This is a genomic window from Microbacterium sp. BWR-S6Y (assembly GCF_041379845.1).
Classification (GTDB): Bacteria; Actinomycetota; Actinomycetes; order Actinomycetales; family Microbacteriaceae; genus Microbacterium; species Microbacterium hydrothermale.
On the sequence record NZ_JBFECV010000005.1, the window covers coordinates 249,926 to 268,877 of the forward strand.

General features: G+C 72.9%; 18 protein-coding genes. 12 read left to right on the plus strand and 6 right to left on the minus strand.

The features are described 5' to 3' along the window. Window positions 1-64 precede the first annotated feature (64 nt). The 12 genes from hemE (at window position 65) to cofD (ending at window position 10,810) form a co-directional block, all read left to right on the plus strand. Window positions 65-1,177: a uroporphyrinogen decarboxylase gene (hemE, locus tag AB1K56_RS12885; RefSeq protein WP_371205971.1), complete on the plus strand. Its 1,113-nt coding sequence runs from the start codon at window positions 65-67 to the stop codon at window positions 1,175-1,177. Then, window positions 1,174-2,676 (plus strand): protoporphyrinogen oxidase, encoded by a 1,503-nt coding sequence (gene hemG, locus AB1K56_RS12890; RefSeq protein ID WP_371205972.1) that lies wholly within the window; start codon window positions 1,174-1,176, stop codon window positions 2,674-2,676. Before hemE ends, hemG begins: the two co-directional genes overlap by 4 nt. 111 nt (window positions 2,677-2,787) lie before the next feature. Next, window positions 2,788-3,189: a hypothetical protein gene (locus AB1K56_RS12895; RefSeq protein WP_371205973.1), complete on the plus strand. Its 402-nt coding sequence runs from the start codon at window positions 2,788-2,790 to the stop codon at window positions 3,187-3,189. 3 nt (window positions 3,190-3,192) lie between these two features. Next, complete coding sequence (locus AB1K56_RS12900) at window positions 3,193-3,603, plus strand: phage holin family protein (RefSeq protein WP_264632059.1); 411 nt, start codon at window positions 3,193-3,195, stop codon at window positions 3,601-3,603. Continuing rightward, entirely contained in the window at window positions 3,593-3,871 is a 279-nt protein-coding gene (locus AB1K56_RS12905; protein WP_136588070.1) for a hypothetical protein, read from the plus strand. The genes AB1K56_RS12900 and AB1K56_RS12905 overlap by 11 nt, the downstream gene beginning before the upstream one ends. Window positions 3,872-4,099: 228 nt before the next feature. Next, entirely contained in the window at window positions 4,100-4,771 is a 672-nt protein-coding gene (hemQ, locus tag AB1K56_RS12910) for a hydrogen peroxide-dependent heme synthase (protein WP_136588071.1), read from the plus strand. Continuing rightward, a complete protein-coding gene (gene hemC, locus AB1K56_RS12915) occupies window positions 4,768-5,766 on the plus strand; it encodes a hydroxymethylbilane synthase (protein ID WP_371205974.1) in 999 nt (332 codons plus the stop codon). The genes hemQ and hemC overlap by 4 nt, the downstream gene beginning before the upstream one ends. Then, window positions 5,763-6,578, plus strand: coding sequence for a uroporphyrinogen-III synthase (locus AB1K56_RS12920; RefSeq protein WP_371205975.1), 816 nt, complete (start codon window positions 5,763-5,765; stop codon window positions 6,576-6,578). Before hemC ends, AB1K56_RS12920 begins: the two co-directional genes overlap by 4 nt. Beyond that, window positions 6,575-7,558, plus strand: a complete 984-nt coding sequence (gene hemB / locus AB1K56_RS12925) for a porphobilinogen synthase (protein WP_371205976.1) — start codon at window positions 6,575-6,577, stop codon at window positions 7,556-7,558. The genes AB1K56_RS12920 and hemB overlap by 4 nt, the downstream gene beginning before the upstream one ends. 214 nt (window positions 7,559-7,772) lie before the next feature. Then, window positions 7,773-9,113 carry a glutamate-1-semialdehyde 2,1-aminomutase gene (hemL, locus tag AB1K56_RS12930; protein WP_264632062.1) on the plus strand — a complete coding sequence of 447 codons (1,341 nt, stop codon included), beginning with the start codon at window positions 7,773-7,775 and terminating at the stop codon, window positions 9,111-9,113. 208 nt (window positions 9,114-9,321) lie between these two features. Next, window positions 9,322-9,774, plus strand: coding sequence for a hypothetical protein (locus tag AB1K56_RS12935; protein ID WP_371205977.1), 453 nt, complete (start codon window positions 9,322-9,324; stop codon window positions 9,772-9,774). Between the two features lie 70 nt (window positions 9,775-9,844). After that, window positions 9,845-10,810, plus strand: a complete 966-nt coding sequence (gene cofD, locus AB1K56_RS12940) for a 2-phospho-L-lactate transferase (protein WP_371205978.1) — start codon at window positions 9,845-9,847, stop codon at window positions 10,808-10,810. Window positions 10,811-11,160: 350 nt separating this feature from the next. On the opposite strand, the gene AB1K56_RS12945 is transcribed toward cofD, so the two are convergent. From AB1K56_RS12945 to cofG, 6 genes are all read right to left on the minus strand, one after another. Next, entirely contained in the window at window positions 11,161-12,231 is a 1,071-nt protein-coding gene (locus AB1K56_RS12945; RefSeq protein WP_371205979.1) for a CU044_5270 family protein, read from the minus strand. Beyond that, the gene (locus tag AB1K56_RS12950) at window positions 12,224-12,805 is read right to left on the minus strand and encodes an RNA polymerase sigma factor (RefSeq protein ID WP_371205980.1); all 582 of its coding nucleotides are present in this window, start codon (window positions 12,803-12,805) and stop codon (window positions 12,224-12,226) included. The genes AB1K56_RS12945 and AB1K56_RS12950 overlap by 8 nt, the downstream gene beginning before the upstream one ends. A 331-nt stretch (window positions 12,806-13,136) precedes the next feature. Next, a complete protein-coding gene (gene cofC / locus AB1K56_RS12955; protein ID WP_371205981.1) occupies window positions 13,137-13,772 on the minus strand; it encodes a 2-phospho-L-lactate guanylyltransferase in 636 nt (211 codons plus the stop codon). A gap of 102 nt (window positions 13,773-13,874) precedes the next feature. Further along, window positions 13,875-14,885: a glucose-6-phosphate dehydrogenase (coenzyme-F420) gene (fgd, locus tag AB1K56_RS12960; protein ID WP_136588078.1), complete on the minus strand. Its 1,011-nt coding sequence runs from the start codon at window positions 14,883-14,885 to the stop codon at window positions 13,875-13,877. 9 nt (window positions 14,886-14,894) lie between these two features. Further along, the gene (locus tag AB1K56_RS12965; RefSeq protein ID WP_371205982.1) at window positions 14,895-16,388 is read right to left on the minus strand and encodes a flavin-containing monooxygenase; all 1,494 of its coding nucleotides are present in this window, start codon (window positions 16,386-16,388) and stop codon (window positions 14,895-14,897) included. Next, a complete protein-coding gene (gene cofG, locus AB1K56_RS12970; RefSeq protein ID WP_371205983.1) occupies window positions 16,385-18,880 on the minus strand; it encodes a 7,8-didemethyl-8-hydroxy-5-deazariboflavin synthase CofG in 2,496 nt (831 codons plus the stop codon). The genes AB1K56_RS12965 and cofG overlap by 4 nt, the downstream gene beginning before the upstream one ends. Between the last annotated feature and the right edge of the window lie 72 nt (window positions 18,881-18,952).

Genomic DNA, 18,952 nt, shown 5'->3' on the forward strand with positions numbered 1-18,952 from the left:
GGGTATTCCGGGTGGCCTCTCGACGTCAAGGCATCCCCCTCTCGCACAGGGGGCGGATGGGAGGATGGATGCCATGGCATCCGCATCCCCCGACGCTCCCCTCCTCCGCGCCCTCCGTGGCGACCGTCCCGAGCGTCAGCCGGTGTGGTTCATGCGGCAGGCGGGGCGTTCGCTCCCCGAGTACCGGGAGCTGCGGGTGGGGACCCGCATGCTCGACGCCTGCCTCACCCCCCATCTGGCGGCGGAGATCACGCTGCAGCCGATCCGTCGTCATGACGTGGATGCCGCCATCTTCTTCAGCGACATCGTGGTACCCCTGCGGTTGGCCGGCGTCGACGTCGTGATCGAGCCGGGCCGCGGTCCCGTCTTCGCCGACCCCGTGCGCACCGCCGACGACGTCGCGCGCGTCACCGCGATCGACCCCGCCGACGTCGCCGCCGCCGCGGAACCCGTGCGCGAAGCCGCCCGTCTCGTCACCGCCGAGCTCAGCGACCAGGTTCCCCTGATCGGTTTCGCGGGGGCGCCGTTCACGCTCGCCGCGTACCTCGTGGAGGGCGGCCCGTCGAAGGAGCACCTCCGGGCGCGCGGCATGATGCACGCCGATCCCGCGTCGTGGCACCGCCTCGCCGGGTGGCTCGCGAAGGTGTCGCGCGCGTTCCTCGACGCGCAGATCGAGGGCGGCGCGCAGGCCGTGCAGCTGTTCGACTCGTGGGCGGGTTCGCTGTCGCCCGCGACGTTCCGCGAGTTCATCGCCCCGCACTCGACCGAGGCGCTGCAGGGCATCGACGTCCCCCGCATCCACTTCGGTGTGGGCACCGGGGCGTTCCTCGACGACATGCGCCTCGGCGGGCTCGCCGACGCGGTGGGCGTCGACTGGCGGATGCCGCTCGACGAGGCCGCCGCCCTCGTCGGTCCCGACGTCACCCTGCAGGGCAACCTCGACCCGGCCCTGCTCGGCGCCCCCTGGCCCGTGCTGTCCGCCCACGTCGACGACGTGCTCGCCCGTGGCCGGGCGGCGCGCGCGCACATCCTCAACCTCGGACACGGCGTGCCGCCCGACACCGACCCCGACGTGCTGACCCGCATCGTCGCGCACGCGCACGACTCGTCCGCGCAGGAGGCGTCGGCGCAGGACGCGTCCGCGCACGAGGTCTCCGCGCGGGGGGAGCAGGCGTGAGCGAGCCCCTCGACCGTCTCGTGCAGCACGCGCACGAGACGCGCGTGATCGTGGTCGGCGGGGGGATCGCGGGCCTTGTCGCCGCGCGCGAGTGCGCGAAGGTGGGGCTGCGCGTCACCGTCCTCGAGGCGACGGACGTCGTGGGCGGCGTGGTGCGCTCCGCCGAGGTCGGCGGCTTGACGCTCGATGTCGGCGCCGAGAGCTTCGCGACCCGCGGGGGCATCGTCCGCGACCTGCTCGACGAACTCGGCCTGGGCGAAGACGTGGTGTCGCCGAATCCGGCGGGTGCCTGGGTCGCGGGCGTTCCCGGCGTGGGTGCCGCGCCCCTCCCGAAGGGCGGGGTCCTCGGCATCCCCGACAATCCCTTCGCCCCCGATGTGCGCCGCGTCATCGGCTGGTCGGGAGCCTGGCGGGCCTACCTCGACAGGGTGCGCCCCCCGCTGACGATCGGTCACGCCCACAGCCTCGGCAAGCTCGTGCGTTCGCGCCTGGGCGAGCGCGTGCTCGACCGCCTCGTCGCCCCCGTCACGAGCGGGGTGTACTCCGCGCGTCCCGACGACATCGACGTCGACCTCGCCGCTCCCGGTCTCAACGCCGCGCTCACCCGCACCGGCTCGCTCACGGGAGCCGTCGCCGAGGTGCGCGCCCGGCGCCCGCAGACCCGTCCCGCCGACGCCCCCGCCTCGGATGCGCCCGTCACCGGGGCGGCGAAGGCCCCCGCTCCGGGAGGGGCCGTGCAGGGGATCCGCGGGGGCATGTCACGCCTCGTCGACGCCCTCGTCGCTGGCCTTCGCGACGCGGAGGTCGAGGTGCGCACCGGCGTGCGCGCCGAGCGGCTGTCCCGCACCGCCGACGGCTGGGCGGTGTCGACGTCGGTCGATGACGAGGCCCTGAGCGCCCGCGCGGTGATCGTCGCCCTGCCCGAGGGGCCGGCCCGCGCGCTGCTCGCCCCGGTCGTCGAGGGGCTCGAGGCGGCGGAACCGATCGCCCCGGTCGTCGAGGTCGTCACCCTCGTCCTCGAGGCCCCCGCGCTCGACGCCGCCCCGCGCGGCACCGGTGTGCTCACCGTTCCCGGCAGTCACGTGGCGAAGGCCCTCACCCACTCGAGTGCGAAGTGGGACTGGGTGCGGGATGCCGCCGAGCCCGGCGTCCACGTCGTGCGCGTCTCGTTCGGGGCTCAGGGCGAGGAGCCGGCCACCGCCGCCCTCGACGACGACGCCGCGGCCGACCTCGCCCGGTCGGAGGCCGCCGCGATGCTCGGCGTCGAGCTGCCGGCATCCGCTCTCCGCGCCGCCCACCGGGTGCGCTACGTGCAGTCGCAGCCCGCGGCGACCATCGGTCGGGCCGCCGTGACGCAGGCGGCGCGCGAGGCCGTGCGCGCCGTGACCGGGCTCGGCGCCACGGGGGCATGGCTCTCGGGCACCGGGCTGGCGCAGGTGATCCCCGACGCGCGCGACGAGGCCGACCGGGTGCGCAGCGTCGCGCTGTGGACGAGCTGACCAGGGCCGCCGTCGTCGATGCGACGCCGACTGTCAAGGGTGGATGCCGGATGCGGCATACATGACTATTGTGAGACTCGACCAGCACTCGATCGAGCGTGAGGAGACCCCATGAGGGGCAAAGCAGCACTCGTCGTCGGACTCGTGGCGGGCTACGTGCTCGGAGCACGCGCCGGCCGCCAGCGGTACGAGCAGATCAAGGCGCAGGCCGAGAAGGTCTGGGAGCAGCCCGTCGTCCAGGGACAGGTCGAGAAGGTGAAGGCGCTCGGCGTCTCCGCCCTCAAGTCCGTCCCCGGAGTGGTGTGGAAGGGCGCGAAGTCCGTCGCCCAGGCCGCATCGGGTTCGGGCACCGTGCAGGAGCGCGCCGAGCGCGCCGGCCGCGCCGCGAAGCGCTCCGCCGACGAAGTGGCCGACGTGGTCGAAGACGCCGTCGACGACGGCAAGCAGGCCGAGAAGTCGGCGACGAGCCGTGCCCGCGCGGCCAAGAGCGGCTCCGCCACGTCCGGGAGCTGAGGCATGACCACTCCGCGCGGATTCCGCGATCGTTCCGACGACAGCCTGTTCACGCTGCTCGGGGACATCCCCGAGCTGGTGCGCAACCTCGTCATCGCCGAGATCAACGGTGCCAAGGCCTGGGCGCAGCGCACGGCGAAAGACGCCGGGATCGGCGCCGGCTGGTTCGTCGGCGCGCTCATCGTGCTGTTCTGGGCCGTGCCGGTGTTCTTCGCGTTCGTCATCGCGGGGCTGTCGTCGTGGTGGCCCGTGTGGCTGTCGGCCCTCGTCGTGTTCGGCGTGATGGTCGTGATCACCGCGATCCTCGCCCTGCTGGGGTGGCTGCGGTTCAAGAAGCTGTCGAACCGCGAGAACCCGGGCGCGGCCATCGCCGAAGACGTCCGCATCGTCAAGGAGGCCCGCGATGAGTATTGAGCGTCCCGTCCCCGTGCCCCGCACCGCGGTGCCGCTGGGCATCACCGACCCGGTCGAGTCGGCCCGCGCCGAGCTCAAGGCCGCGTTGGCCGCGATCGAGGTCAAGGCCAACCTGCCGCGTCGCGCGAGCGACGCCGTCGACCAGGCCGTGCACGACGTCCGGCAGAAGGCGCAGCGCAACCCCGGGGCCGCTGCCGCGGCCGTCGCGGGCGTCGCCGCCCTCGTCGGTTTCGCCGTCTGGGGCCTGGTGCGCGCCTACACGCGCTGAGACCTCTCGAAGCGACCCGCTCCCTCGCCGGAGCGGGTCGCTTCGTCGTTCCCGGTCCGTGCCGGTGCGCGGGGCGTGACGTCGTTCGGGGTCCGATGCGCCGTCGCGCGGACTCGGCGCGCGGTGGGGTACGTTTCGGGTGCCCGGGGCGGTGACGAGACGGGCGGGTGGTTCACCGGTGAGTCAACCGGTTTGGCCCGCCGCCCGGGCGAGACGAGACTAGGAGTCATGTCCCACGACAGCTCCTCCTCCGTGTACACGCTGTGGGCGGTCCTGCGCCGCGATCCCGAGAACCCGGTGACCGCCGCCGAGTCCACCGAACTGGCCGACCTCGTGTCGCTGATCGAAGCCGACGGCGTCACCGTCCGCGGCTTCTACGACGTCAGCGGCCTGCGCGCCGACGCCGACCTCATGGTCTGGCTCCACGGCGAAGACCCGCAGGCGCTCCAGCGCGACCTGCGCCGCCTGCGCCGCACCGACCTGCTGAAGAACCTGCTTCCTACGTGGAACGCCATGGGCGTGCACCGCGACGCCGAGTTCAACCGGTCGCACGTGCCCGGCTTCCTCCGCGGCATCGACGCGAAGCAGTGGCTGTGCCTGTACCCCTTCGTGCGCAGCTACGAGTGGTACCTCCTGCCCGAGGCCGAGCGCCGCGACATGCTCATCGAGCACGGCAAGAAGGGCTCCGAGTACCGCGGCGTGATCGCGAACACGGTGGCCTCCTTCGCCCTCGGCGACTACGAGTGGCTGCTGCCGATGGAGTCGGACGTGCTCACCGACCTCGTCGACATGATGCGCGACCTGCGGTACACCGAGGCTCGTCGCCACGTGCGCGAGGAAGTGCCGTTCTACACCGGCCGTCTCGTCACGCTCGACGAGATCCCCGAGATCCTCCAGTGACGGCGGCCCTGCGGCTCGGCACGCGTCGCAGCACCCTGGCGATGGCGCAGTCGCAGATGGTCGCCGACGCCGTGGCTGCGGCATCCGGTCGTCCGGTCGAGCTCGTCCCGATCGTGTCGGAGGGCGACGTCAACCGGGCGTCGCTGTCGCAGCTGGGCGGGCGCGGCGTGTTCGCGAACGGCCTGCGCGAGGCGCTCGCCGCCGACCGCTGCGACTTCCTCGTGCACTCGCTCAAGGATCTGCCGACCGTTCAGCCCGAGGGGCTGGTGATCGCCGCGACCCCGCCGCGCGAGGACGCGCGCGATGTCGTCGTCACGCGCGACGGCGTCGCCCTCGGCTCCCTCGCCCCGGGATCGCGCGTCGGCACGGGTTCGCCGCGCCGTATCGCACAGGCGCTGCGCCACAATCCCCGGCTCGACATCCGCGACATTCGCGGCAACGTCGACTCCCGGCTCGCGCGCGTGCGCGACGGAGAACTGGATGCCGTGATCCTCGCCGCCGCGGGGATCTCGCGCCTCGGCGGAGACCTCGGCGGTCTGCAGGCCGAGGCGCTCGGCTTGGCCGAATGGCCCACCGCCCCCGGGCAGGGATCGCTCGCGATCGAGACGCGCAGCGACATCGACCCCGAGATCCTCGCCGCGCTCGCCGCTCTCGACGACGAGGACACGCGCGTCGCCATCACCGCCGAACGCGTCGTGCTGAACGCCCTCGACGCCGGCTGCAGCGCTCCCGTGGGCACCCACGCGTCGCTGGCGGAGGGCGACCTGCGGCTGCGCGCCGTGGTCTACGCGCTCGACGGTACGCAACGGATCGGCATCGACCGGACCGTGCGCCTCGCACCGGGGTATGGTGGGGAAACGGGCAGTGGCAATGGAGCGGATGCTGCCGACGACGGGGGGCCGATCGCGCGAGCTGTGCGAGCGGGCCGAGAAGCCGCGCGTCGGTTGCTCGAACGTGGGGCGGCCGACCTGGTACCACGAGAGTCGACCACATGAATGAAGGCCACTGGCACACGCCGAACCCGACCACGGGCAGCGTGCCCAAGCCGCTCGCCGGCCGGCGCGTCCTCGTGCCGCGCGGGGGTCCGTGGGGCGACGGTGTGGCAGCGAGCCTGCGGCAGCTGGGTGCCGTTCCGGTCATCGCCCCGCTGATCAACTTCGCGCCGACGAACGATCAGGCGACCCTCGACGAGGCGCTCGCCGACCTCGCCGCCGGCGCCTTCGACTGGCTCACACTGACGAGCGCGACCACCGTCGACGTGCTGTACGCCTACAAGGCGGTCATCCCCGCCGAGACCCGCGTCGCCGTCGTCGGCGAGACCACGGCCGCGGCGATGCAGGCCGTCGGCTACCGCGTCGACCTCGTGCCCGAGCGCGACAACTCGGCACAGGGGATGGCGGAGCAAATGATCGCCATCGAGACCGAGCCCCGCAAGGTGCTCACGCTGCGCAGCGAGATCGCCAAGCCCGTGCTCACGCGCCTGCTCATCGAAGCCGGTCACGACGTGCGCAGCGTCGTGGCGTACCGCACGGTCGGCGTCCCGGTGACCGAGAAGATCGCCACCGACGTCCACTCGGGGCGCATCAACGCCATCCTCGTGACCAGTGGTTCGGTGGCGGAGCAGGTCGTCGAGCAGTTCCCCGAGATCCCGGCATCCACCGTCATCGCGGCGATCGGCCCGCGCACCGCCAAAGACGCCAAGCGCGCCGGTCTCAGCGTCGACGTCGTCGCCGAACGGCAGACCGTCGACTCCCTCATCGAGGCGGTCGCCCGCTTCCCCCTCCCCATCGACGAATCGACTTCATGAGCTTCCCCGAGCACCGCCCGCGGCGTCTGCGCCGCACTCCCGCCGTCCGTCGTCTCGCTCGAGAGACGCACCTGGTCCCCTCGCAGCTCGTGCTGCCGATGTTCGTGCGCGAGGGCATCACCGAGCCGAGCCCGATCGGCTCGATGCCCGGGATCGTGCAGCACTCGATGGACTCGCTGCGTCGCGCCGTCGCCGAGGCGGCCGAGCAGCGCGTCGGCGGGGTCATGCTCTTCGGCGTGCCCGAGGTGCGCGACGCGGTGGGTTCCGGGGCCGACGATCCGAGCGGCATCCTGAACCGCGCGACCGAGGCCGTCGTCGCCGAGGTCGGCGATGCGGTGGTCGTGCAGACCGACCTCTGTCTCGACGAGTTCACCGACCACGGCCACTGCGGCGTGCTCCGCGGAGACGGTGCCGTCGACAACGACGCGACCCTCGAGCGCTACACCGCGATGGGGCTCGCTCAGGCTCGGGCGGGCTCGGCGATGCTGGGGCTGTCGGGGATGATGGACGGCCAGGTCGGCGCGGTGCGCGAAGCCCTGGATGCCGAGGGCTTCACCGACACGCTGATCCTCGCGTACTCCGCGAAGTACGCCGGGGCCTTCTACGGTCCGTTCCGCGAGGCGGTCGACTCGCAGCTGAAGGGCGACCGCCGCTCGTACCAGCTCGATCCCGGCAACGGCCGCGAGGGTGTGCGCGAAGCGCTGCTCGACGTCGAAGAGGGCGCCGACGTGGTCATGGTCAAGCCGGCGCTGCCGTACCTCGACGTCCTCGCCGACGTGAAGGCGTCGGTCGACGTCCCCGTGTGGGCGTACCAGGTCTCGGGGGAGTACGCGATGGTCGAGGCGGCCGCGGCCCACGGCTGGATCGACCGCCGCGGCGCGATCATGGAGAGCCTGCTCAGCATCCGTCGCGCCGGAGCCGACGCGATCCTGACGTACTGGGCGCTCGAGGCCGCCCGCTGGCTCCGCGAAGAGCTGTAAACCCGCGGCGGGGATGCCGCCCGGCGGCCGGGACGCCGTCTGCCCGACGGGCGCGGCATCGGTCGCGCTCGCCGTCGGACACGACGCAGGAGATTCCCACCGCCGTTCGCGGCCCCGAGGCGCACAACTCCGGAAAGATTGACCCTGCACACCCCGCGGCGCCGGCACGCCCCCGCATTTCCTGCGTTGTGCACATCGAGAGGATGAGCAACCCATGACCGATCTCAACGACCAGTGGTTCGCCCGCGCGAAGGATGTCATCCCGGGCGGCGTGAACTCCCCCGTGCGCGCGTACGGCTCCGTCGGCGGCACCCCGCGGTTCGTGCAGTCGGCCTCGGGTCCGCGGATCACCGACGCCGCGGGTCGCGAGTACGTCGACCTCGTCGCGTCGTGGGGTCCGGCGCTCCTCGGCCACGCGCACCCCGAGGTGGTCGGTGCGGTGCAATCCGCGGCATCCCGGGGTCTGTCGTTCGGTGCGCCCACGGGAGCCGAGGTCGAGCTCGCCGACCTCGTCGCGCAGCGCGTGCAAGTCGGCGATCTGAAGCCGATCGAGAAGGTGCGTCTGGTCTCCACCGGCACCGAGGCGACCATGACGGCGATCCGTCTCGCGCGCGGCGTCACCGGTCGCGACCTGCTGATCAAGTTCGCGGGGCACTACCACGGGCACTCGGACGGACTGCTGGCCGCCGCGGGCTCGGGCGTTGCGACCCTCGCCCTGCCCGGATCGGCGGGCGTGCCCGCACCGATCGCGGCGCAGACCCTCGTGCTGCCCTACAACGACCTCGACGCGGTGCGCGAGGCGTTCTCCGTGCACGGCGAGAACATCGCCGCGATCATCGTCGAGGCGGCCTCGGCGAACATGGGCGTCGTCCCGCCGCTGCCCGGCTTCAACGCCGCCCTCGCCGACATCGCGCACAGTCACGGCGCGCTGCTCATCATGGACGAGGTGCTCACCGGCTTCCGCGTGCACCCCGCGGGCTTCTGGGGCCTGCAGGCCTCGCAGGGCGAGCGCTACCTGCCCGACATCCTCACGTACGGCAAGGTCATCGGCGGAGGGATGCCGCTGGCCGCCCTCGCCGGCCGCGCCGAGGTCATGGACCACCTCGCCCCGCTGGGCCCGGTGTACCAGGCCGGCACGCTGTCGGGGAACCCGCTGTCGGTCGCCGCGGGCCTCGCGACGCTGCGGCTGGCGACGCCCGAGGTCTACGCCGCGGTCGACGCCTCGGCATCCCGCATCGCCGACGCGCTCGACGAAGCCCTGACCGCCGAGGGCGTGGTGCACGCGGTGCCGCGCGCGGGGTCGCTGTTCGGCGTCGCCTTCCTGCCCGAGGTCCCCCGCGACTACGCCACCGCGCTGACGCAGCAGTCGTACCGCTACGCCCCGTTCTTCCACGCGATGCTGGATGCCGGGGTCTCGCTGCCGCCGAGCGTGTTCGAGGCGTGGTTCCTCACCGCCGCCCACGACGACGTCGCCCTCGAGCGCGTGCTCGAGGCGCTCCCGGTCGCGGCGAAGGCGGCCGCGGAGGCGCTGGATCCGACGCTGCTGGCGCAGTAGTCCGGGCTCGGTGCTGACATCCCCGAATGCCCTTGATTCGGTCGAACCGGGGGCGGGGGATGACGGGATCGAGTTTCTGGCTGGCGCCTGAGGCGCTTGAGCATCTCCGCGTTCTGCGACGCGTCGCCGCGACGGCCGGGGACCGTGCACACGATGCCGTTCGGCGCTTTGGCGACTTCGACCGCCGTCGCGCGGGAGCGTGGGGGCGGTGAGGGGCCGTCTCATCGCCGTCGGGATGATCGCTACGGGGTTCGTCCTGACCGGTTGCGCGCCGGCCACGTCGCCCTCCAGCATCACCGTCACCTGGATGGGACCCGAAGGGGAACGGACGGTCACGATGACCCCCGACGTCGTCGAGTGCGACGACACCGGCGCCCGCGGCACGTCCGTGCAGGTCACACCCCAGGGGACGTTCTCCTTCCGCGCGAACGTCGACGAGGGAGCCCGCGGGTCGGTCGGGGTCGGCGCAGACGATGTGCTGGTCTCTTTCGAATCCGACGACATCGACCTCACCGTCGGCGGGGATGCCGTGTCGGTCGCCTCCAGTGACGGTGAGGCGGCGGTCGTCGAGGGATGGAATCCCGAGGACGGTATCGTCGCGTCGCCCGACGACGCCACACGCTATCCCGCGACGGTCACCGCGAGCCTGCGCTGCGAGTGACGCCGACGCGATCGCGATCGTCCGGAGAGACCCCATCCGCGAGGTGACCGGGGGATGGGACACTGGAGCGATGCTCCCTCCCCAGCCCCGTGTCGTCGTCCTCGCCGGTGGAGTCGGGGGGTCGAAGTTCACGCTCGGCGTGCGCGCGGCGCTGCGCCGGCTCGGCGCTCCCGAGGCGACCGTCGTCGTCAACACGGGCGACGACCTGTGGCTCTCGGGCGTGCGTCTCCAGCCCGACGTCGACTCGATCACCTACGCGCTCGCCGGGGTGAACGACACCGTGCGCGGGTGGGGTCGCGCGGGCGACACCGAGCGCGTGAACGAGGAACTGCAGGCGTGGGGCGCCGGCTGGCCGTGGTTCACCCTCGGCGACCTCGACCTCGGCACCCACCTCGCGCGCACCGGCTGGCTGCGCGAGGGCCTCACCCCGACCGACGTGCTCGGCAGGATGGCCGAACGCTGGCCGCTCGGCATCCGTCTCCTGCCCATGACCGACAGCGAGGTCGACACGCACGTGCTGCTGGAGGACGGGCGGCGCCTGCACTTCCAGGAGTGGTGGACGCGGCACCGCGCGCAGCTGCCCCCGCGCGCCTTCGAGAACCCCGGGATCGCGGATGCCGCGCCCGCACCCGGAGTGACGGATGCCATCGCGGAGGCCGACGTGGTGCTGCTGGGGCCGTCGAATCCGGTCGTGTCGATCGGTCCGATCCTCGCGGTGCCCGGCGTGCGTGAGGCCCTGCGCGCCACCTCCGCGCGGGTGGTCGGCGTCTCGCCCATCATCGGCGGGCGGGTCGTGCGCGGAATGGCCGACGTGTGCCTGACGGCGATCGGGGTCGAGACGTCGGCCGCGGCCGTCGCACGGCACTACGGCGCGCGGTCGGCGGATGGGGTACTGGACGCGTGGGTGCTCGCCGAGGAAGACGCCGCCGCCGCGCCCGCGGTCGAGGCCGCGGGGATCCACGCCGTCGTCGCGCCGCTGTGGATGCGCGACGAGGAGGCGTCGGCGGCGATCGCCGAGGCGGCGCTGGGGGCCTGAGGTTCCGGCGTCCGTCGTGGCCATCGGCCTCGGAGACGTACGTTCCCGGCGGTGCGCGTTTGCTCAGAGAGTCGCGCGAACCTCGGAAGATGTCGCCGGGGAACTCCGAGAAATGAGTGTTTATTCGAGGTTGTGGGCGCTTAGCGCTCGGCGGTGCGCGCAGCATCGGAGATGCGCAACGGACTCGAATGCCGCGGGGCGTCTCGTCCAGATCTGTTGCGCATCTCCGAGACCGTCACAGGGCTAGCCCCGCTCGCGGCGCACGGACACGGGCACGGGCGCGTCCGATTCACCCGTCAGGATGACCACCTGAGTGGGCGGCAGCGCCAGGTCGGCAGGGCCTGTGCCGATCACCCCGCGCACAGACTCGTCCCCTCGGGCACCGCGTCGACGACGGTCGTGGTTACCGACGTGGAGCCGGTGGCGGTGCCCGCGGGCATGTCGGCCACCGGCGCCAGCAGCACCTGGCGCTCGCCGATGAAGGCGCCCGTGTCGGGATCGATAATGATGTCCTGACGGAAGCCGTTCGTGCCCTCGTCGCGGCCGATCGCGGTGCCCGTGCGGCCGTTGAGGGTCGCCTGCTTCTCAGTGATCGTGACGCCGGGGATAAGCGCGGCGGTGTCGTAGAACACCGAGCGCAGATCGGCCGGGACGGTCCCGGAACGCAATCGGTCGGCGATCCACACGAGCGCCTCGCCGTCGCGCGAGGGGCCGGCGTCGCCGTTGTCGCGGTAGATCTTCTCGAGCAGCTGCTGGGGATCGCGGGGGAGGTCGGCGGCGGTGTCGGCGTCGAGCATCGCGATGGAGTACCCGGTTTCGGTCTCTCCTCCCGGAAACACCTGGCGCGCGTCGTCTGCGACGCCTCCTGCCTCGGCGGCAAACGTCTCGGAGCGGGGTCCGAACGTTTGGACGGGAACGCGCGCGCACCGCACCTCGATCCAGTCGGCGGATCGGTCGGCCGGTACCCACAGGACTCGCAGATCTCGCTCGAGGAACGTCGTCAGATCGCCATCTCGGAGGTTGCCGTCGTTCTCGCGTCGGGCAGCCTCGGCGTCGGCCTCGGTCGTTCCCATCGCGGCGTAGACGGCGTCCGTGCGAACCTCGAGGTACTGTCCCGGACCGACGACCGGGTCGACCACGCTCCGCGCGGCCGTGGCGGCCGAGCCCAGAACCGCCGCCGCGGCGGGATCGGCACCGCCCGGGCCGCTGAGGACCCCACCGAACACGAACACCCCGGTGAGGGCACAGGTCGCAGCGACCGCGGAGCCGACCCAGATCCACGGGCGGCGCGGACGTCGAGCCGGCGCGGCGGCGGGTGCCTCGATCGCGCGCAGTAGCGCCGCGCGACCACGGATCACATCGTCGGGGATGCGCTCGGGAACGTCGGCCCGAACGCGGTTCAGCAGCGAGATCTCATCCACGGTGGTGCTCTCTTTCTCGGCCGGGGGCCGGACTGACGTGCGGGGCGATTGCAGCGCGGACCTTCCGCCGCGCGCGGCTCAAGCGCGAGCGGACGGTCCCGAGAGGGATGCCGAGGGCCTCGGCGATCCCGGCGTAGTCGAGTTCGCCGAAGGTGTGCAGGAGCAGCACATCGCGGTCGCCGCGCGAGAGGTCCGCGAGCGCGGCGCCGAGATGCGGCGCGAGGCCGTCGGCATCCATCCGTTCGTCGGCGGTTTCGATGTCATCGATGTGGACGCGGGCGATGTCCGCGGCGAGCATGCCGCGCCACGCGCGGGCCTCGAGCCTGGCGTGCTTCTGCATGAGCACGGTCGCGATGCCGAGCAGCCACGGGCGAGCATCGAGACCGCCGGTGAACGATGCGCGTCGCGCGAAGGCGACGAGGAACGTCTCGGAGGTGATGTCCTCGGCGAAAGCCGTGCCGAGCCGTCGACCGATGTAGCGGTGCACGACGCGCTGATGTCGGTCGTAGAGGTCGGCGAACGCGGCCCCGTGTGTCAGGGACCGAACGATGATGTCGCCGTCGTGCGTGCTCACACTGGGTATTGTCCGATTCGCGGAATTGGTTCTCGGCTGCGCGAGATCGGCCGGGGCGTCGCGCCGGGGCGCGTTCTTCTGCAGTGCGTGGGGCGCAGCGGCCTGGGGCGGGATAGTGCTCGCGGGGGCGTCGCGAGGGCGCTCCGGCCCGGTCGCTCGGAGAATTGTGCGCACCTCGGAGGGTCTCACCGGGGGACTGCGGGAAGTGGGTGTCTCTGTGATGTTCGGCGGCGGGGGCGTGGGGCATGACGCGGAGCCTCGGGCGGCGCGTGGAGCCCTGGGTAGGCCGCACGCCCGGGGCGGGTTACGCTTCGGGCCCGGACCGCGCCGGTCAGGCCGCCGCTGCCGCGAGCACCGCGGCCGTGCGCGGCCCCACGCCCAGGGCCACGGCTTGAGCGAGCTGTGCGGCCGTGTCGACGTCGCGACGCAGCGTCGAGTCGCGGGGGACGGCGAGGTCGGCGCACCCCAGCAGACGGTGCCGTGCGGCGGAGTCGGCGCCGAACGCCGAGACCCACACCGCCCCCGGCCGGGCCGTGACGAGGGTGGAGCCGGTGCCCTCGGCATCCGGGACCAGGCCCCGCTCCACGCGGCCGGCGAGGGCGAGGGCGGCGTCGAGGTCGTGCGGGGTGAGCGCGGGCACGTCGCCCAGAAGAGCGGCCCGGGGGACCCCCTGGCCGGCCTCGTCGGCGCCGAGCGCGATCGCGGCGTCGAGGCCGCGCACATCGCCCTCGGCCACGACGTCGACCGCGGGCCACTGCTCCACCAGCCGCGAGATCTCGGCGTCGTCGGTGACCACGATCACGCGCGCGACACGCGGGGTCGCCGCGGCTGCCGCTATCGTGTCGAGCGCGAGGGCGCGGGCGAGCGCCTCGCGGTCGGAGACACCGGTCAGGCGCGTCTTGCCGAGGGCGGCGGGCTTCACCGGGACGACGATCGACCAGCCGTCGCGGATCTCAGGAATGCTCATCGGCTCCATTGTGCGTCGAACCACCGACAGCGGCGGACGGGGGTGGCGCTGAGCGGGTGAACGTGCTGCGGTCCCGACTCGGGTGACGCACCCCGCCCCGCCTCACCCGAAGCGCTTGCGCAGACGGGGCAGGATCTCCTCGCCGTACATGCGCAGGAACTGCTCCTGGTCGTGGCCGGGGTCGTGGAAGACGAGGTGCCGGAAGCCGAGGTCGACGTACCGGGCGATGCGTTCGACGTGCTCGTCGGGATCGGTCGAGACGATGAAGCGGGATGCCGCGCGCTCGATCGGCAGCTCGTTCGCGAGGCGCTGCATCTCGACGGGGTCGTGGACGCTCATCTTCTCTTCGGCCGTGAGGGCGAGGGGAGCCCAGAAGCGCGTCTTCTCGAGAGCGGTGTCGTGGTCGGGGTGATACGACACCTTCACCTCCATGAGCGTGTCGACGTCGTCGCGGGTTCGCCCGGCCTTGCCGAGACCGTCGTCGAGCGCCGGCAGCAGCTTCTCGGTGTACAGCTCGGGGTCCTTGCCGCTGGTGGTGATGTAGCCCTCGGCGATGCGGCCCGCGAGGCGCGTGGCGGCGGGACCCGAGGCACCGATGTAGATCGGCACCTTCTGCTCGGGGCGGTCGTAGATGGTGGCATCCTTCACGGAGTAATAGGTGCCCTCGTAGGTGACCCGCTCGCCCGCCCACAGCTCGTTGATGATGGTGATCGCCTCTTTCAGGCGCTGGAAGCGCTCGGGGGGCTCGGGCCAGTCGAGACCCAGGGTGACCTCGTTGAGCGCCTCTCCGGTGCCGACGCCGAGCACGACGCGACCCGGGTACATGACGCCGAGGGTGGCGAACACCTGGGCGATGACGCCGGGGTGGTAGCGGAACGTGGGGGTGAGCACGCTCGTGCCGATGATGACGCGCGAGGTGCGGGCGCCGAGCGCGCCGAGCCAGGGGAGGGCGTTGGGGGCGTGCCCGCCGTCGTGCATCCAGGGCTGCAGGTGGTCGGAGAGGAAGACGGAATCGAAGCCCATCTCCTCGGCGAGCACGCCGAACTCCAGCAGCTCGTTCGGGCCGAACTGCTCGCTCGAGGCCTTGTAACCGAAACGCAGGGGAATGGTCATCGCTGTCTCCTAGCCGTGCGGGTGGGTGGGGAGGGAACCGGTGACAGGCGCGCGGGCGGGCTCGAACTCCGACCCGTCGGCACCGGTGAGTCTTTCGTGGAACGCCTGCACCGTGCCGGGCCAGAGCAGGGTCAGGCGGCCCGAGCGGTCGTCGACGTACCAGTTGCGGCATCCGCCGGTGAGCCAGGGGGTGGATGCCGCGGCCTCGGCGATCTCGTCGGTGTAGGCCGCCTCGGCCTCGGGGCGGACACGCAGCACCCGGTCGGACCGCCGATCGCGCTCGCACAGCGCGCGGACGACGTACGCGGCCTGCTCCTCGGCCATGAGCACGGCGGAGTTGTGTCCGAGGCTCGCGTTGGGACCGTTCAGCACGAAGAGATTGGGGAAGCCGGCGACGACCGTCGAGCCGAACGAGGTCATTCCGGCGGACCAGTGGGCCGCGAGCGTGTCGTCTTCGCCCCGCACGAGTTCGGCGTAGGGCTGCTGCGCCGCCGCGAAGCCGGTCGCGAGCACGAGCACGTCGGCGTGATGACGCTCCCCGCTCGCGGCGGTCAGCACCGAACCCTCGACCGAGGCGAGGGCCGTGGGCTCGAGGGTGACGGCATCCGAGGCCACCGCGGGGTAGAACGCGTCGGACAGCAGCACGCGCTTGCAGCCGAAGGCGTAGTCGGGGGTGAGGGCCTCGCGCAGGGCGGGGTCGGCGACCTGGGCGTGCAAGTGCGCGAGCGCGACGTCGCGGGCGGCGGCGGATGCCACGGCGTCGCCCGAGCGGGAGGCGAAGCGCTCCTCGCCCTCGGCGTACAGCGCCGCGCGGAGACGGGCGAGATCGCCCGGATGCGCGGCGAGACGCTCGCGCTCGGCGCGCGGGATGTCGACGCCCCCGCGCGGGACGATCCACGCGGGCGTGCGCTGGAAGAGCGTGACGTGGGCGGCGCGTCGCGCGAGCTCGGGGACGAGCTGCACGGCGCTCGCGCCGGTGCCCACGACGGCGACGCGCTTACCGGCGAGGTCGACGTCGTGGTCCCATCGCGCGGAGTGGAACAGGGGACCCGCGAACGACTCGAGCCCCTCGATCGCGGGGACGTGCGGCTCGGTCAGGCGCCCGCAGGCGAGCACGAGGGAGCGGGCCGTCACCGGCTCCGCGCCGGTGTCGAGGTGCCACACCGCGCCCTCTGCATCCCACCGCGCGCCCAGGAGAGGGGTACGCCGTCGCAGGCGATCGCCGAGCCCCTCGCGGTCGGCGACGTCGCGCAGGTACTGCTGGATCTCGCCGCCCGCGGCGAACGTGCGCGACCAGTGCGGGTTGGGGTGCGCGGCGAGGCTGTAGAGGTGGGCGGGCACGTCGCACGCGACGCCCGGGTAGGTGTTGTCGCGCCAGGTGCCACCCACCTCGGCGGCGCGCTCCAGCACGACGAAGTCGTCTCGGCCGGCCCGCCGCAGGGCGCCCGCCATGGCGAGTCCGGCGAAGCCCGCGCCGACGATGGCGACGTCGACGGTCCTCACGAGTGCGCTCCGTCGGGCGTGCGGGATCCGTCGGACGTAAGTGGGAAGCGCGTGCCCCCGCTCGTCACGATGGACGGCGCCACGGCGTGGGTCACCCGGTAATCGGTCGTGCGCAGCCGGAACGGGCGCATGAGGCTCCGCGCGAGACGCTCGGCGGCGGCGACGGGCAGCTCGAGGCCCTGCTCGATCCCGGTGTCGGGGAGCACCCGCCCGTCGAAGAGCGTGCCGCCGAGGTCGTCGCCGCCCGATCGCAGCAGCACCGCCGCGGTCTCGCGGCCGACGCGGGTCCACGGGATCTGCACGTGCGCGATGCTGCCCGACAGCAGCAGCCGCGACACCGCGACCATCGCCCGGTGCTCGTCGACCGGTGCGCGTCCCGAGACCAGCGGCACGTCACCGCCGGGCAGGGGGATCGGCACGAACTCGGCGAAGCCGCGCGTGCGGTCTTGGATCTCGCGCAGACGGCGCAGATGGGTGACGCGCTCCTCGGCGGTCTCGACGTGCCCGTAGAAGAGCACCGAGGTCGACCGGAAGCCTGTGAGGTGCGCGGCGGTGATGGTCTCGATCCACGCGTCGATCTCGAGATCGCCCGGGGCGACGAGACCGCGCACCCGCTCGCTGAGCACCTTCACGCCGGTGCCGGGCACGGTGTCGACCCCGGCCGCGTGCATCGCGGCGAGAGCCCCACCGAGGCCGAGGCCCCCGCGGTCGGCGAGGTCGCGCACGTCGAGGGGACGGTAGGCGTGCACGTGGAGGCCGGGCGCGGCGCTCTTCACGGCGCGCACGAGGTCGAGATACCCGCCGGGGTCCTCGTCGCCGGGGAGCGCGCCCTGGATGCAGATCTCGGTCGCCCCGAGGTCCACGGCATCCGTCGCGATGGCCGCGGCGTCGTCGAGACCGAACTCTCCCGGTGCCGCGCGACCGGCACGGCGGAACCCAGTCGAGGTGAGGTTGCGGTTGCGCACCAGGGTGATCGGCTCGCCCACGGTGTAGCGGCGGGCGTCGTCGGCGACGGCGGTGAGGTCGTCGAGCTCGTCACCCGTGGCGTGCTGCAGGCGCGTCCAGTCGGCGTCGTCGAGGGACAGGGGATCGGATGCCGCCCGCTCGGCCAGCCGACGCACCCCGGGGTCGGCGGCGACGCGGTTCGCGGCGGATCGCTCCCGGTCCCGCTCGGTCGCCGTCGGGCGCGGGGAGCTCTCGTCGCGCGCGGAACCGTCGGTGAGGTCGGAGCCCTCGGCGCCCCGAAGACCGCGCGGGATGACGTCGGCGGCGAGCCCCGCGGCATCCGCGAGGGCGCGGACGGGCGCGTGCAGGGCCGGATCGATCCAGGTCTCGGCGGCGTTCACGAATTCGGGGTGCGCGGTCAGGCGCTCGCGCAGCGTGTAGCCGTGGGCCGCGGTGGACGCGGCGAGATCGTCGATCTGCGGCCAGGGGCGTTCGGGATTGACGTGGTCGGCGGTGAGCGGCGAGACCCCGCCCCAGTCGTCGATGCCCGCCGCGATCAGCAGTCCGAGCTCGCGGGGGTCGGAGAGGTTGGGCGGAACCTGCACGCGCATGTCGGGGCCGAGGACGAGCCGCGCCACGGCGACGGCCGCGAGGTATTCGCGCATGTCGGCGTCGGGGGCGCCCTGCATGGCGGTGCGGGGCTTCGCGCGGAAGTTCTGCACGATGACCTCTTGCACGTGCCCGTGGCGCTCGGCGCTCTCGCGCAGGGCGACGAGCGACTCCGCGCGGTCACGGACCGTCTCGCCGATGTCGACCAGGATGCCGGTCGTGAACGGGACGCCGGCGGCGCCGGCGTCGTCGATGACCTTCAGACGCAGGGCGGGGTCTTTGTCGGGCGAGCCGAAGTGCACCTGGCCGGGCTCTTCGTAGAGGCGCCGGGAGGTGGTCTCGAGCATCATGCCCATCGACGGCGACACCGGGCGCAGCACCGCCAGCTCGTCGGGATGAAGAACGCCCGGATTGGCGTGGACGAGCATGCCCGTCTCGGAGGTGATCAGGCGGGCGATGTGGGCGACGTAGTCGATCGTGGAGGAAAAGCCGTGCTCGTCGAGCCACGCGCGGGCCTCGGGCCAGCGCTCCTCCGGCCGGTCACCGAGGGTGAGCAGCGCCTCTTTGCAGCCGAGGGCCTGCCCCTGCCGCACCACCGTGAGCACCTGCTCGGGGGTCATGTAGGCGGGCTTGCGCAGCAGCGCGAGCTGCCCGGGGGTGTCGACGAAGATGCAGTAGTGGCAGCGATCGCGGCAGAGGGTCGTCAGCGGCACGAAGACCTTGCGCGAGTAGGTGACCACACCGGGGCGTCCCGCCCTCTCGAGGCCCTCGTCGCGCAGGGCCGCGGCCACCGGGAGGAGGGCGTCGAGGTCGGCGTGCAGGAGCGACGCGGTCTCGTCGACATCGGGCCGGTGCCCGGCGCGCACGCGCGCGAGCAGATCGTCGATCGACGTGCCTCGGGCCGGTGCGACTCGCGGCGCAGCGCTGCCCGTGCTCATCGCTCCAGGCTATCCCCCACCTCCGACATGCGGGCCGCCGCGAGGGTGGGACGGCGGGTGCGGGCGCGGCGG

Coding starts and splice junctions, on each gene's coding strand:
- hemE (WP_371205971.1), top strand. CDS start 65: ATGGATGCCATGGCATCCGCATCCCCCGACGCTCCCCTCCTCCGCGCC.
- AB1K56_RS12895 (WP_371205973.1), top strand. CDS start 2,788: ATGAGGGGCAAAGCAGCACTCGTCGTCGGACTCGTGGCGGGCTACGTG.
- AB1K56_RS12900 (WP_264632059.1), top strand. CDS start 3,193: ATGACCACTCCGCGCGGATTCCGCGATCGTTCCGACGACAGCCTGTTC.
- AB1K56_RS12905 (WP_136588070.1), top strand. CDS start 3,593: ATGAGTATTGAGCGTCCCGTCCCCGTGCCCCGCACCGCGGTGCCGCTG.
- hemQ (WP_136588071.1), top strand. CDS start 4,100: ATGTCCCACGACAGCTCCTCCTCCGTGTACACGCTGTGGGCGGTCCTG.
- AB1K56_RS12920 (WP_371205975.1), top strand. CDS start 5,763: ATGAATGAAGGCCACTGGCACACGCCGAACCCGACCACGGGCAGCGTG.
- hemB (WP_371205976.1), top strand. CDS start 6,575: ATGAGCTTCCCCGAGCACCGCCCGCGGCGTCTGCGCCGCACTCCCGCC.
- hemL (WP_264632062.1), top strand. CDS start 7,773: ATGACCGATCTCAACGACCAGTGGTTCGCCCGCGCGAAGGATGTCATC.
- cofD (WP_371205978.1), top strand. CDS start 9,845: ATGCTCCCTCCCCAGCCCCGTGTCGTCGTCCTCGCCGGTGGAGTCGGG.
- cofC (WP_371205981.1), bottom strand. CDS start 13,772: ATGAGCATTCCTGAGATCCGCGACGGCTGGTCGATCGTCGTCCCGGTG.
- fgd (WP_136588078.1), bottom strand. CDS start 14,885: ATGACCATTCCCCTGCGTTTCGGTTACAAGGCCTCGAGCGAGCAGTTC.
- cofG (WP_371205983.1), bottom strand. CDS start 18,880: ATGAGCACGGGCAGCGCTGCGCCGCGAGTCGCACCGGCCCGAGGCACG.